Below are 12,998 nucleotides of genomic sequence, written 5' to 3'. Positions count from 1 at the left end.
CTTCTCTTCCCCACGCACGTCACTTCTCGAACCAAGACTGGAGACACGCACATGGATCTCGGCATTACCGGCAAGAAGGCACTCATCACCGGAGGGGACTCCGGCATCGGCTGGGAGACCGCCAGGCAGCTGCTCGACGAGGGCGCGATCGTCGTCCTGAGCGACAAGGACCCGGACGCACTCGCGGAGGCGGCCGCCAAGCTCGAGGCGCCGGACGGCAGGCTGTTCGCGCACGCGGCCGACATCACCCGACTCGATGAGCTCGCCGAACTGCACGGCTTCGTGCAGGAGCACGTGGGCGACATCGACATCCTCGTGCAGTCCGCGGGGATCACCGGGGCGCAGGGGCTATTCCACGAGATCGACGACGAGGGATGGACGAAGACCGTCGAGATCGACCTGCTCGGTCCCGTCCGGCTCGTCCGGCAGTTCCTCCCCTCGCTCCGCAAGGGCGGTTGGGGCAGGATCGTGTTCCTCGCCTCTGAGGATGCGGTGCAGCCCTACGACGACGAGCTTCCCTACTGCGCGGCGAAGGCCGGCATCCTCGCGCTCTCCAAAGGACTCTCGCGCAGCTACGCGTCGGAGGGACTGCTCGTGAACGCGGTCTCCCCGGCCTTCATCTCGACGCCGATGACCGACGCGATGATGGAGAAGCGCGCCAAGGAGCTCGGCACGGACGTCGACGAGGCGATCGAGTCGTTCCTCGACGAGGAGCGACCGTACATGGAGCTGGGCCGCCGCGGCGAGCCGAGCGAGGTCGCCTCCGTCATCACCTTCCTCTGCTCAGACCGGGCCTCGTTCGTGAACGGCTCGAACTACCGGGTCGACTCGGGCTCGGTCGCGACGATCTAGCCGCCGCTCGGCGCCCGCACACCACGACAGACACCACGTACAGGAGACGAACATGGCAAATCAGTACACCTTCACCGACCCCACCAAGCTCTACAGCGAGATCTCGCCGAACTCCGACGACCAGACCGAGCCGGGCCTCGACTCGAAGCTCCGCGACACGGCGGACCTTGGTGAGAGCACCTACGAGGGATCCGGGCGCCTCAAGGGGCGTCGCGCGCTCGTGACCGGCGGCGACTCCGGCATCGGGGCGGCCACGGTCATCGCATTCGCCCGCGAAGGCGCCGACGTCGCCATCGCCTACCTGCCCGAGGAGCAGGAGGACGCCGACCGGATCACCGCCATCGCCCAGGACGCGGGCGTCAACGTGGTGCAGCTCCCCGGCGACCTGACCGACGACAAGTATGTCAAGGGCCTCGCGGATGCGGCGGTCGCGAAGCTCGGCGGACTCGACATCCTCGTCAACAACGCGGGCAAGCAGATCTTCAACGAAGACCTCACGACGCTCACGAGCGAGCAGTTCGACGAGACGTTCAAGGTCAACGTCTACGCGATGTTCGAGATCTCCAAGGCCGCGATCCCCCACCTCCCGCCGGGTTCGACGATCATCAACACGACGTCGATCCAGGCCTACTCGCCCGCGGCCATCCTCGTCGACTACGCGTCGACGAAGGCGACCATCAACGCCTTCACGAAGGCGCTCGCCCAGCAGCTCGCGCCCAAGGGCATCCGCGTGAACGCCGTCGCCCCCGGACCGATCTGGACGCCTCTGCAGGTCACCGACGGGCAGCCGCCGGAGAAGGTCGAGGAGTTCGGCGAGGACACACCGCTCGGCCGCATGGGTCAGCCGGCTGAGCTTGCGCCCGCTTACGTCTTCCTCGCGTCGCCCGAGTCGAGCTATGTGCTCGGCGAGACACTGAACGTGAACGGCGGCATGCCGACACCGTAGGGCTCCCCTGTCCCACGGGAGCGGGCGCCCGGGCCTCAGGCTCGGGCGTCCGCGCTCGTTTCCGGGGTCGTCTCCGGGCCAGCCGTCGTCGGGCAGGTGATGGTCACGGTCGTTCCGGTCTCGTCCGTCTCGAAGCGGATGCGGGCGTGCACCAGCGCTGCGCGCTGGCGCATGGATGCGACCCCGAACGTGGTCGCCGCGAGCTGCTCGAGGGGCGCTGCGGCGCCGGTGCCGTCATCGGTGACCGTGAGCACCAGCGTGGAGGGCCGCCAGAGCACGACCACGTCGATGCGGCTCGCCCCTGCATGCCGCCGGGCGTTCCGGATCGCCTCGACGGCGATCGCGTGGAGCTCTTCGGCGGCTGGCGCCGATACCGCGCCCCTCGTCCCGATCTCCGTGACCTCGACGGGAGCCGCGCCCGCCAGCTCGTGCGCGGCGTAGTCCATGAGGGCATCCGGGAAGCCTGCGGGGGCGGGACGCTCCAGATCCCAGGCCATCGCCTCCACGAGGGCAGCGTCATCGCCGGCAAGCGAGGGCAGCACGGTCTCGCGAAGCTGGCGAGCCAGCCTGAGCTCGGCCACTCGCTGGACGCCGGAGAGCTGGGTGCGCAGCGTCTCGGCGTAGGCGAGCGCACCAGGGACGAACCTGCCGAAGACGCTCGCGTGCAGGACGAGCGCGACGGTCACGGTCGGCACAGGAAGGCGACCCGCGAAGACGGGGAGCGCGGTCTCGAACAGGAGGTTCGCCGAGACGAGGGGCTGCGCTGGGTGCAATCCCTGCGACAGGAGGACATCGGCGGTCGCCTGCATGAGGCCCAGATCCATTGCGGCGGGCGCTTGCAGGTGCCCGTAGTCGCGGAGACCGGCCAACCTCGTCCACGCCTCTGTGAGGATGCCGACGACGTGGGCTCGGAACACCGGATCAAGCTGCCCATCCTCGACGGCGGCGTCGCCACGCTCGAGGAGCAGCGTCGTCGCGGCCTCGAGGACCTCATCGATGGCATCGGCCAACCCGGCTTCGGGCGAGTCGGGGGCTGCTTGGTCGCGAAGGAGGGAGTCGTCGGTCACGGTCCCGATCGTAGATGGGCCGGTCGCAGTCACGTGTCAGCCGCGCGGCCCTAGGCTGACGCAGGTGACGAGCACTCCGAAGACGACGACCGCGAGGGCGCCTGCCCTTGTCGCTGCGCTGCGGATCGTCGTCGGGCTCGGCATCATCGGGCTGCTCGGGTTCACCTACGCGGGCAGGATCGAGGTCGGCGACGACAACCCGTTCGACTTCTTCGGCTACTTCACGAATCAGACGAGCCTGTTCACGAGTCTGCTCCTCATCGCCGCTGGCGTCCTCGCTGTCCGCGGGCGCACGGCCCCAAATTGGCTCACCCTGCTGCGTGCGATCGCCACGAGCTGCATGATCATCGTCGGGGTGATCTACAACGCCCTCGTCCCTGGTACGGGCTCCGCACCTCCCTGGGTGAGCGCCATCCTGCACGTGGTCTTCCCCGCCTACGTGGTCCTCGACTGGCTGATCGTCGGAGATCGCCGCCCACTCCCGTGGCGTGGGCTCTGGCTCGTGCTCCCCTACCCGCTCCTGTGGATGCTCGTCGTGCTGCTGCGAGGCGCGACTGACGGGTGGGTGCCATACGGCTTCCTGCTGCCGGAGCGCGGCATGGCTCTCCTGGCGCTCCACGTCGTGGGCCTCCTCGTCGCCCTCATCGCGGCCGCGTCGCTCGTCTGGTGGGCCTCGCGATTCCGCGGCCTGCTCGGAGCGACAGTTCAGCAGCGAGTCGCCTCCACGATCCGCCCTCGGCTCTGAACTGCGGGCATCCCCTCGCTGACGTCACCCGTTCGTCGAGGCCCCGTACGGTCGCACGAGCACGGTGGGCGAGCGGAAGACCGCGGTCGGTCAGAGCAGCCGAGCCACGGCGTCGACCATGGTCTGGCCGAGACCCACGAGGCGCGTCCCGAACTGGATGCACTGCTCGAGGGTGCGCAGAGCGACGTCGGGGACGAACAGCCACAGGATTCCGAACGTGGCGGCGAGCGTGACGGCGGTGACAACCAGCAGGAAGCCGGCCGCCGCGAGGCGGGGATAGCGGAGCGATGAGGTCACGGTCGTCGGCTGCGTCCACCAGGGAGTCGCGCGGCGCGCGCTCGGCGAACGCTTCGCACGCGTCGCAGTCCGCGCGGAGGAGTTCTGCCGGCGGGGCGGCTGGCTCCGCTTCGCTGTCGTCGAGCCGACGCGCGGCGGGCGGGCATTCCCGCGACCTGCCCGCGTGGTCGTTCGGACGCGCTTCGCGCCGCTCGCTCCGGGGCTGCGACGCTTGTTCGACGACGGGCGGGCCACAGGCGCTCCTCCGTGTTGGGGAGCCATCAATCTATCCCCTCTGATCGGGCCGAACGGCTACGTTCAGGTCACGGTTCCCCGGCCGCGCAGGTGGCCTTCTTGCCGTCGTGCCGAGGCCCGGCGCAAACGGCTCTGCCAGTCCAGTCCAGACCTGACCTGAGCCGCCACGTGGGCAAGCGTTGATCTCTTCCCAGATTGAGTTGTGCACAACTTAGTTGTGTGCAATGCTTTATCCATGCCGGTAACCGACGAGATGATCTGCTTCTCCCTCTACGCCGCAAGCCGCGCCACGACGCAGGCCTACCGCAAGCTGCTCGAGCCAGTCGGCATCACGTATCCGCAGTACCTCGTGCTCGTGATCCTCTGGAACGACGGCGAGCAATCGGTGAGCTCCCTCGGGGAGCTCCTGCAGCTCGACTCCGGCACCCTCTCACCGCTCCTGAAGCGCATGGCGGATGCAGGACTCATCACCCGCGAACGACGTCGAGGTGACGAACGAGTCGTCGTGGTCGCACTCGCCGAGCGCGGCACCGCATTGCGCGGACAGCTCTCGCACATCCCGGCCCGCATCGCCGCGGGGACCGGCCTCGACAGCCAGGAATCGGCGGCGGCGCTCCTGCGCACGCTGCAGCACCTGACTGAGACCATGCAAACCACCGCCGCACAGGCGGAATCACAAGGAAAGAAGGACTAGCTGTGGACGTGCTCTACACCGCGGAAGCGCTCTCGACCGGCCAGGGACGAGACGGTCGCGTCGTCACGAGCGACGGCACCGTCGACCTCACGATGGCCATCCCCAAGGAGATGGGCGGGCCAGGCGGCGGCGCGAACCCCGAACAGCTCTTCGCCGCAGGATACGCGGCCTGCTTCCACTCGGCACTGCACGCCGTCGCCAGAGGCAAGAAGGTCGACGTTCGAGACTCGAGCGTCGGCGGCCGCGTGCACATCGGGCCGAACGGCGAAGGAGGATTCCAGCTCGCCGTGCTGCTGGAAGTCGTGATCCCGAACCTGGGACATGACGAAGCACAGGCACTCGCCGACGCCGCCCACCAGGTCTGCCCCTACTCGAACGCCACCCGCGGCAACATCGACGTCACGATCACAGTCTCGGAGGACTGAACATGCGCACCATCACCCACTCCACTTTCGGAGAACCCCAGGACGTCCTGACCGTCGAGGATCACGAGCTTCCGCAGCCCGGCCCCGGCGAGGTGCGCCTGCGGATCCTGCTCTCCCCCATCCACAACCACGACCTCTGGACCGTGCGTGGAACCTACGGCTTCAAGCCGGAGCTGCCGGCGCGGGCCGGAACCGAGGCCGTCGGCATCGTCGACGCGCTCGGCGCCGGGGTCGATTCGCTGGCTGTCGGGCAGCGGGTCGCCACTGGCGGGTCGTTCGGCGCTTGGGCCGAGTACGTGACCACCCCGGCTGCCGGCCTCGTCCCCGTGCCGGATTCCGTCCCGGACGAAGCGGCCGCGCAGCTCGTCGCGATGCCCTTCAGCGCCATCAGCCTGCTCGAGTCGCTTGGCCTCGAGCGCGGCGACTGGCTCGTGCAGAACGCCGCGAATGGCGCGGTCGGCCGCATGATCGCGCAGCTCGGAGCCGCGCGAGGCGTGAACGTCGTCGGCCTCGTGCGCCGTGACGAGGGCGTGGAGGAGCTGCGCGAGCAGGGCATCGAGCGCATCGTCGCGACCAGCTCCGAGGGCTGGCGGGACCGGGTCGCCGAGATCACGGGCGGCGCACCCATCAAGGTCGGCATCGAGTCGGTGGGCGGCAAGTCCGCCGGCGAGGTGCTCTCGCTCCTCGCCGAGAACGGCGAGCTCGTCGTCTTCGGCGCCATGGCGTCCCCCACGCTCGAGCTGTCCTCCGGTGACGTCATCTTCAAGCAGGCCACGGTGCGCGGATTCTGGGGCAGCAAGGTCAGCCAGTCCATCGACGCCGGCCTCAAGCAGCGCCTGTTCGGGGAGCTGCTCCAGCACCTCGGATCTGGTCAGCTAACGGTTCCTGTAGCCGAGGTGTTCCCATTCGAGAAGATCACGGATGCGGTCGAGGCGAGCCTCACCTCCGGCCGTGTCGGCAAGGTGCTACTCCGCCCGTAGCTCCCGCCGAGCCCCTGCCCCGTCCCACGAAGTGTGGGGCGGGGCTCTCGTCGTCCGGACGCAGCTTCATTCTCCGAACTCATTCAAACGACGCAGGCATGCTTGAGCCATGTCGAAACTCTCACAGCTCCTCACACCGAAGCTCCCGCCGGAGATGAGCATCCCGGAGCCCCTCGAACGGGCCTGGACGTGGATGGAGGCTCAGGGGTGGGGGTTCGAGAACAAGCACGGCTACTTCCTGACTCCGTACGCCGGAACGGCAGAGCTCGGCATCACCTTCTCCCCCACCGAGACGCTCACCGGCTGGTTCGAGCCAGGAGAGAACGGACACGACCGACTGTTCCCCCTCGGCCAGACCGACGGAACCGGAGGCTTCGCGGCGCTCTGGCGAGACCCTTCCGACGAGGTGCGCGTGGTCGTCCTCGGCTCCGAGGGCGAGCGACTCTTCGCCGCTGACGACGCCGTCGACTTCCTCCGCCTCCTGGCCATCGGCTACCTGGAGCTGAACAGCTACTCCATCGGCGAAGCACCCATCGACGAAGACGCCGAATCGGTAGCTGCCCTCGCAGAGTTCCGCGCCTGGGTCGAGCAGGAGTTCGATGTCTCGGTGCCACCGGAGTGGTCGGTCCGCGAGCCGGACCCCTTCGACGCCTGGGTCGGTGAGGTCAAGGGCGAGGAGCAGGAAGTCCCGGCCGGGGGTCCCGCACCGGGGCCGGACACCACCCCGTTCGTCTTGCCGTCCGCGGACATCGGTGCGGTCGTCTCGGCCTGCAGGAAGCTGCTCCACGAACCGCGTATCGACGGCATCCGCTTCCGTCGACTCGATGGACTGCGGCTGACGACCGCAGCCTGGGGGCACGAGCTGGAGATCATCACGGGGCGGGAGCCGACCGGGCTCGACGAAGAGACGACCCTCGCCAGCCTGATGAGTGACGTGCGGTCCGCGTTCATCGCGGCATGGGGCGCCCCGCGGGCTGAAGCGCCAGCGAAGGACTCCTGGGCGGCAAACAAGCTGGTGGTGACGTCGATCGAGCACGTCGACCTCTGGCCAGTAGGCGACGACCTGTTCGTGGCGTTGTTCACGAGCGCTACAGAGGGCATGCAGATCGCCGCGGTCGTCTCTGCGTCCGCGGTCGACGAGCCCGCGAACTACTGACGCCCGATGTCCGAGCTCACCTACGCGGAGGTCGGCGCAACCGCCGAGAAGAGGCTGCCGAGCGGCTACCGCCACGTCCGCGAGTCGCTCGTCATCGGGCACGGGCGCGGCACGTTCGAGCGGGCAGCCATCGAGCTGCTCGAAGGACAGGCGCAGCGCCGAGCAGGAGCCGAGGTTCAGCTCTCCGATGTCCCGCTTCGCGAGGGCACGCGCGTGGTCATGCGGTTGCGCATCGGGCCGCTGCGGTTCCGAATCCCCTGCCTCGTCGTCTGGGCCGAGCGCACCTCGACCTCCTGTGGCTTCGCATATGGGACGCTGCCCGGGCATCCGGAACGAGGTGAGGAACGGTTCGAGGTCCGCTTGACCGAGACGGATGAGGTCGTGTTCAGCATCGTGGCGTTCTCGGCTCCGGGTCGCTGGTTCACGCGCATCGGCGGTCCGATCGCGCGGCGCGTGCAGACGGGGATGACTCGGCGGTACCTCGAGGCACTGAGGAGTCGCCCGTGACAGCATGGGGAGATGTCACGCACTCCGAAGGCGCTCACCCTCGCTGGCGCTGCACTCCTGCTTGGAGCGACCTCCGCGTGCTCAGCCGCAGCATCCACCTACGCCGACCTCGACGAGGCACCGCCAGCTGACAAGGTTGTACCCGCCGACCTCCCCGAGTATGCCCTGGATGAGTTCGACGCCGACACCGTTCGGTGGGTCGGACACTACGCCGGTACCGACCTCTGGTTGAGCGCTGGATCCGACGACCTCGCGGTCTGCCTGCTCGCCTACGCGAACGCTGACGACTGGGTCAACGGATGCGCTGGGCCCGGCGGCACGATGACGACAGGTACCGGAGGCGGACCCACGTTCTTCGTAGTCCCGGACGGGCACGATGCGCCGAGCCACGCGACCCAGGTCTCGAACAACGTCTACGCGGTCGGAGGCTGAGACGAGAAACGCGCATCTTGCCACCTGACGAAGCCCGGACTCCTGCGAGAACGGCTGGTCTCTCCGGTCGCGGCGTCAGCGGCCCTCACTGATCCTGCGGAATCCCCAAGCGCTCCCTCACCTCCGGAAGGTGCCACGGAGTGCTCGCGATCTCGTCACGCAGCGTCTTCCGCGGTCTCCCCTTGCGGTTGACGAGCACCTCGAGGTCGATCGTCGTCGACTCGGTGATCGCGTCGATGACAGCGCCTACCCCGGCAAGCGACGCCATCCCCGAGTCGATCATGACGAGCAGTGGCGGCCCCTGGCGTTTGGACACCGCATTCGGGTCGGCACCGCCCGCGATGAGTCGGCCGACGAGCACCGCTTCCCTGTCGAGGTCGTGCTCTCGGTTCGAGAAGAGCAGGTGCAGGGCGTTGAGCCCCGACCCGAGCGTGACCGCGGCATCCGCGCCGTCGTCGAGGAGCCGTTCCGCGATGCCGACACGGGCGAGCAGATCGGCATTCAGCATCGCTCGAAGGAGCGGAGTGTCGCCGGTAGACAACGCGAACTTCGCCTCGACGGGGGTGTAATCCACGAGGAAGTCGGCGAGCGATTCCTCCTCGGCGCGGTGTGCTCGATTCGGCATGATCTTCTCCTGAGCTGTCGCTGCCCATACAGGTCCGTGCCACCCTAACGAAGGCCGGACGGCAAGGACTGAGGGTGAGCCGACGATTCTTGAGCGCAGACAGACCCCTCGCCATGATGTTCCAACTTCTCTAGGCTCAGAGCATGCGCCGAAGTCCAGGAGCGAGTTCTCGACGAAGCGCCGGAGCACGTCCTCAGCTCTTGATCGCGTTGCTCGCGGCAGCAGTTGTGCTGGCCGGATGCTCGTCGGTGGCGCCCCCTGAGAATCAGGAAACAGACTCCGCGCCTCCGCCACCGTCCTCGCTCGCTCCCGCGGCCGACTCCGCCGAGTGGGCTTCCGAGACCTTCGGAACATTCGATGAGTACACGTCGAGCGGCACCGGCGAGCTGCGCGTCGAGCTGCCCGCCGAGGTCTCCAAGGCCCGTTCCGGCATCATCGACGTCGCCTATGACGGCAGCGCACCCCTGACGCTGTGGTCCGAGGACTCCGAGGGTGCTCTCGGGATGATCCTGCTCGACACGAGCATCGAGGGCTATACAGCAGACCCGACTTCCTTCGCCGGCCAGACGATGTGGTGGGCAGCGAACGAGCCGCCCTCGGCACTGCTCGTCGACGCCGACGGAGCCTGGGAGGTCACCGTTCGCCCCATCGACTCTGCGCCCCAGCTCCCCGAATCCGGGACGGGGTACGGCGCGTATCTCTACGACGGTCCGGGCGGCGCGTTCACGGGCGTGAAGCCGGACACCGGGGTCGGCATGTCGATCACGGAGTACCGCTCGGGCGCAGACGGCACCGGCGGTGGAGAGACACCGTACGAGGCAGTCAGCGAGCAGCGCAGGGATGCCGACTTCCGAGGAGAGCTCGCGGCCGGTCCTTCACTGATCTTCGTCTCCCAGCGGGGCGAGTGGGAACTCGACCTGCCCTGATCAGGACCAGCGACGAGCCGTCGAGCGCCTTGCTGGGATACGCCGTAGATTCCGGGCCTGTGCGGACTTCGCTGCTCGGTGTCCATTTCTGGAGCGTGGACTGGTGGATCACAACGCCACTGCTGGCGCTTCGGGGTGTCTTGCTGGCGTCGCCCTCGAACTGGCGACCACAACCGTCGTCTGTGTCGTGCACAATCGTGGACTCCGACCTTCGTCGCGATGCCCGTGGCCATCGGACTGGGTGGTGTGCCGCTCTTCGTCATCACGAGGACCGGACTCACGCCGGCGCGACCGGCGACCTCGATGGAGGCAGCTACTGCCCTGTGCTCGCACTAATGGCGGACCTTGGAGGAGTTGCTAGCTCTCCTGCACCGCCACTCGATCATCTGCGGTCAAGTGAGCGCTGGGATGAGCACGCCGGCGCTCAAACTCGCGGGGGCCACGTGGGCAGTATCGCCGATAGGTTTGGGACATGTTCGAGTTCGTGCTGTTTTGTCTCCCCGCGGCGATCTACTTATTCGTTCAGTCGCGCGGTGAGAATCGGACGCTCGCTGCCGCACGCCTGCAACTCGGACTAACGTGGGGGTCGGCGAACGGCTATGCGTGGGCAGGTCTCCTCCTCTTCCCGCTGCTCTTCGCGGGTTGGCTGGCGATTGTCTCGGTGCCAGCTGAGGTCGTTGATGCCCCTGGCGTGTCAGTTGCTCGTCTCACTTCCCTGGGAGTCGCGCTCAGCGTCGTACTGCGCGCTTTCGGCGAGGAGATTCTTTTCCGCGGTCTTCTCGGAGGCGTCCTCTCGCGTCGACTCGGCTTCCAGAAAGGAAACCTGTTGCAGTCCCTGGTGTTCGTCGTGCCGCACCTCGGGATTCTGCTGGTCGATATCCGCGCCTGGCCTGTCATCCCGGCCCAATTTGCGGCCGCTTGGATTCTCGGCTGGTTGCGTGAGAAGACGGGGACCTTCGTGCCCGGGGCACTTGTGCATGCAGCGGCAAACGTGTGCGCAGGATTGCTGCTGAACTGACACCGGCGCGCAGTAGGCATAAGCCCTAAGAGCGGTGGTGTCGTCAAGTACGCACAGAAACATCCGCTCTCACGTTCCATCACATCGTCGTCCCCGACTCTGGGCCCCCTTGTTCCCTTCTGTGCGTTGGATGCTCCCCGGTTGAGGCAGAGGCCGCCCTCGTCGCTCATGCGTGTTCACTGCTCAACATCCACCAATCCGCGAAAAGGCCTGAGGATGCCGTAAGCGTGGGCTTTTCTTTCGTCCGCCAGACAAGCGCGAGTGACTTCTCAAGCAGGCCCAGTATCTCGCTTGTTCTCGAGGCCGGCAGGACCAACGAATCTGACTCACCTTGCATTCGGAAAGCCCGTCTGGCCTGGACAGAGCTGCTGCACAAGGACGTCCGGATGCGCGCACAACGGCCCCACGCAGGCGCTCGAATGTGTTGCCGGAGGTCGGTCGGCGTCCGGCGGCGCTACCCGAGGAACGCTTGGATGATGAGCGCGATCGCCGCGCCGAGGATGCACAGACCGATGACCCCGCCAGCAGTCCAAAGCCCGATCAGGGCAGACCTGCTCAGCCCTGGCTTCAGACCGAGCTCCTGCCCGATCGCTCTGATGCGAGCCCGTTCCTCCTCGGGGCTGAACGCCACCTCGAACCCACCAGGCGCGACGCCGAGCTGGATCACGCGACCGTACTTGACCCGGCCCGACTGGTACGACATCGAGAAGCCGAGTCGAGGGACCATTCCTGACACCCCGGCGCTCCAGCTGATCCGACGCAGGGTGTCGTTGATGCTGAACTTCCCCGCGCGCTCGTTCACTCGAACGTTGTACGTGATGCTGTCGCGAACGTCGTTGACCGCGAGGATGCTCACCCACCGGGCATCAGCGAGTGCGAAGCCGACGTCAAAGCCGCCTTGTACTCGGACGACCGCGAAGGGCTTGTCGGCAAGTTCGGCTTCGACGAGCCCCGCGAAACGTTCGGTGATGTGCACCGGGTCAGCATAGGCCTGACGGCGTCACCGCACGGGGCAGCGCTGGGGTCCGTCAGAGCGTGATGATGAGGACCGTGATGACGGTGACGAGCAGCACCGCGGCGATGCCGGCTCCGCATCCGATCGCTGCGATCGCCCCGTACCCGAGCCGCGAGACGCGCGCTCCGGACTGTCGTGCGGCATCGAGGAACTGCGGACCTCCGCCCACATTCCACGAGTTGGCAGCCGAGATCTGGTTCCGGAGGGCTCCGACGTCGGCTGCGGCTCCCGCAACCGGTCGGTCGAGGACGGCCGCGACGGCCCCGGCCGTGCTGTACCCGAGCGCGCGAATCACGGCATCGGGGTCAGCGAGGAGCAGGTACTGCCGTCCGCCGACGGAGAGGCGGATCTTCTGCGCGGTCGACCTGACGCTCACCTCTGGCGCTGGCGCACGAACCACGACCGTCCACCCGTCTGGCGTGAGTGCCCAGAGCGTCACCCAACCGTCGCTGACCTCCACGTTTCCTGGCACGTACCCGTTTCCTGCCGGGTTGACGAGGGCGCCGGAGAATGTGGCTCGAATGAACGGCATCTGAGAGGTCATGCCCACATGTTAGTTACTGGGCACTCACAGCTGACAGTGACCCGCGGCGAGTGCACCACGGTTCTGCTCCCGTGAACACGGGCACACGATGAGGCGAGCGATGCCCGGTTGAGCCCCTCGTGGTGCTGTTCGACTGGAGGGAAGACCAGGACGCCAAGATGGTGGACCCAAACCTCAGCGTGTACTCCGTCGAGAGCATCGCCTCCCAGACAAGCACGTTCCGCGCGGAGCTGGAGCAGCGCGTTGCCGATGCGCAGGCTCGCCAAGTGAATGCGGGCGGGTCTGTCAGCGAAGGCATCGTCGACGCGGCCGGGCACAGCAAGATGACCACTGTGCATGAGCTCGCGCACGTGTTCCAGAAGGCAGACGACACGCGTTACCCGGACGACCGGCGGCTATCAACCGCTCCTCCTCCAGGGCCTGTTCCAGGGCAGCAAAGAAGCAATGGCCGACTGCTACGCCCATAGCTACTTCAACGACTGGACCCTGAGCGATGGGGTCACTGAAAGCGCCTACGGGTACATCTGCGGCGACA

Annotated in this window: 17 protein-coding genes; 12 read left to right on the top strand and 5 right to left on the bottom strand. The window is 67.3% G+C overall.

The features are described from left to right. The first annotated feature begins 51 nt into the window (after window positions 1–51). A complete protein-coding gene (locus C5E05_RS02115; protein ID WP_104306841.1) occupies window positions 52–852 on the top strand; it encodes an SDR family NAD(P)-dependent oxidoreductase in 801 nt (266 codons plus the stop codon). Between the two features lie 52 nt (window positions 853–904). Beyond that, window positions 905–1,798 carry an SDR family oxidoreductase gene (locus C5E05_RS02110; protein ID WP_104241384.1) on the top strand — a complete coding sequence of 298 codons (894 nt, stop codon included), beginning with the start codon at window positions 905–907 and terminating at the stop codon, window positions 1,796–1,798. 35 nt (window positions 1,799–1,833) lie between these two features. Here C5E05_RS02110 and C5E05_RS02105 read toward each other — a convergent pair whose 3' ends face one another. After that, window positions 1,834–2,865 (bottom strand): sensor histidine kinase, encoded by a 1,032-nt coding sequence (locus tag C5E05_RS02105; RefSeq protein ID WP_104241385.1) that lies wholly within the window; start codon window positions 2,863–2,865, stop codon window positions 1,834–1,836. A 64-nt stretch (window positions 2,866–2,929) separates the two neighbouring features. On the opposite strand from C5E05_RS02105, the gene C5E05_RS02100 reads away from it, so the two are divergent. Beyond that, window positions 2,930–3,610: a Pr6Pr family membrane protein gene (locus C5E05_RS02100; RefSeq protein ID WP_104241386.1), complete on the top strand. Its 681-nt coding sequence runs from the start codon at window positions 2,930–2,932 to the stop codon at window positions 3,608–3,610. 90 nt (window positions 3,611–3,700) lie between these two features. On the opposite strand, the gene C5E05_RS19725 is transcribed toward C5E05_RS02100, so the two are convergent. After that, complete coding sequence (locus C5E05_RS19725; protein ID WP_146081002.1) at window positions 3,701–3,907, bottom strand: hypothetical protein; 207 nt, start codon at window positions 3,905–3,907, stop codon at window positions 3,701–3,703. 469 nt (window positions 3,908–4,376) lie between these two features. Here C5E05_RS19725 and C5E05_RS02090 point away from each other — a divergent pair, with 469 nt between their 5' ends. The 6 genes from C5E05_RS02090 (at window position 4,377) to C5E05_RS02065 (ending at window position 8,335) form a co-directional block, all read left to right on the top strand. Beyond that, window positions 4,377–4,835 (top strand): MarR family winged helix-turn-helix transcriptional regulator, encoded by a 459-nt coding sequence (locus C5E05_RS02090; protein WP_181059309.1) that lies wholly within the window; start codon window positions 4,377–4,379, stop codon window positions 4,833–4,835. A 2-nt stretch (window positions 4,836–4,837) separates the two neighbouring features. Next, window positions 4,838–5,260: an organic hydroperoxide resistance protein gene (locus C5E05_RS02085; protein ID WP_104241389.1), complete on the top strand. Its 423-nt coding sequence runs from the start codon at window positions 4,838–4,840 to the stop codon at window positions 5,258–5,260. Window positions 5,261–5,262: 2 nt separating this feature from the next. Further along, window positions 5,263–6,240, top strand: a complete 978-nt coding sequence (locus C5E05_RS02080) for a zinc-binding dehydrogenase (protein WP_104340986.1) — start codon at window positions 5,263–5,265, stop codon at window positions 6,238–6,240. 109 nt (window positions 6,241–6,349) lie between these two features. Next, window positions 6,350–7,396 carry a hypothetical protein gene (locus C5E05_RS20005; RefSeq protein ID WP_181059307.1) on the top strand — a complete coding sequence of 349 codons (1,047 nt, stop codon included), beginning with the start codon at window positions 6,350–6,352 and terminating at the stop codon, window positions 7,394–7,396. A 6-nt stretch (window positions 7,397–7,402) separates the two neighbouring features. Then, the gene (locus tag C5E05_RS02070; RefSeq protein WP_104340985.1) at window positions 7,403–7,903 is read left to right on the top strand and encodes a DUF1990 family protein; all 501 of its coding nucleotides are present in this window, start codon (window positions 7,403–7,405) and stop codon (window positions 7,901–7,903) included. A 12-nt stretch (window positions 7,904–7,915) separates the two neighbouring features. Next, window positions 7,916–8,335 carry a hypothetical protein gene (locus tag C5E05_RS02065; RefSeq protein ID WP_104340984.1) on the top strand — a complete coding sequence of 140 codons (420 nt, stop codon included), beginning with the start codon at window positions 7,916–7,918 and terminating at the stop codon, window positions 8,333–8,335. An 85-nt stretch (window positions 8,336–8,420) separates the two neighbouring features. On the opposite strand, the gene C5E05_RS02060 is transcribed toward C5E05_RS02065, so the two are convergent. Then, window positions 8,421–8,960 carry a hypothetical protein gene (locus C5E05_RS02060; RefSeq protein ID WP_104340983.1) on the bottom strand — a complete coding sequence of 180 codons (540 nt, stop codon included), beginning with the start codon at window positions 8,958–8,960 and terminating at the stop codon, window positions 8,421–8,423. A 200-nt stretch (window positions 8,961–9,160) separates the two neighbouring features. On the opposite strand from C5E05_RS02060, the gene C5E05_RS02055 reads away from it, so the two are divergent. Then, complete coding sequence (locus C5E05_RS02055; RefSeq protein ID WP_104340982.1) at window positions 9,161–9,886, top strand: hypothetical protein; 726 nt, start codon at window positions 9,161–9,163, stop codon at window positions 9,884–9,886. A gap of 472 nt (window positions 9,887–10,358) precedes the next feature. Further along, window positions 10,359–10,904 (top strand): CPBP family intramembrane glutamic endopeptidase, encoded by a 546-nt coding sequence (locus tag C5E05_RS02050; RefSeq protein ID WP_104340981.1) that lies wholly within the window; start codon window positions 10,359–10,361, stop codon window positions 10,902–10,904. 454 nt (window positions 10,905–11,358) lie between these two features. Here the strand turns inward: C5E05_RS02050 and C5E05_RS02045 are convergent, their stop codons facing one another. Both C5E05_RS02045 and C5E05_RS02040 read right to left on the bottom strand, forming a co-directional pair. Then, window positions 11,359–11,880, bottom strand: coding sequence for a hypothetical protein (locus C5E05_RS02045; RefSeq protein ID WP_104340980.1), 522 nt, complete (start codon window positions 11,878–11,880; stop codon window positions 11,359–11,361). Window positions 11,881–11,932: 52 nt separating this feature from the next. Continuing rightward, window positions 11,933–12,463: a hypothetical protein gene (locus tag C5E05_RS02040; RefSeq protein ID WP_146080520.1), complete on the bottom strand. Its 531-nt coding sequence runs from the start codon at window positions 12,461–12,463 to the stop codon at window positions 11,933–11,935. A gap of 119 nt (window positions 12,464–12,582) precedes the next feature. On the opposite strand from C5E05_RS02040, the gene C5E05_RS02035 reads away from it, so the two are divergent. Beyond that, on the top strand, window positions 12,583–12,930 hold the full coding sequence (locus C5E05_RS02035) for a hypothetical protein (protein ID WP_104340979.1): 348 nt from the start codon (window positions 12,583–12,585) through the stop codon (window positions 12,928–12,930). Window positions 12,931–12,998 lie beyond the last annotated feature (68 nt).

This window comes from Pseudoclavibacter sp. AY1H1, from assembly GCF_002931055.1.
In the GTDB taxonomy this organism is placed as follows: Bacteria; Actinomycetota; Actinomycetes; order Actinomycetales; family Microbacteriaceae; genus Pseudoclavibacter.
This window is presented reverse-complemented; position numbering and strand designations above follow the sequence as displayed.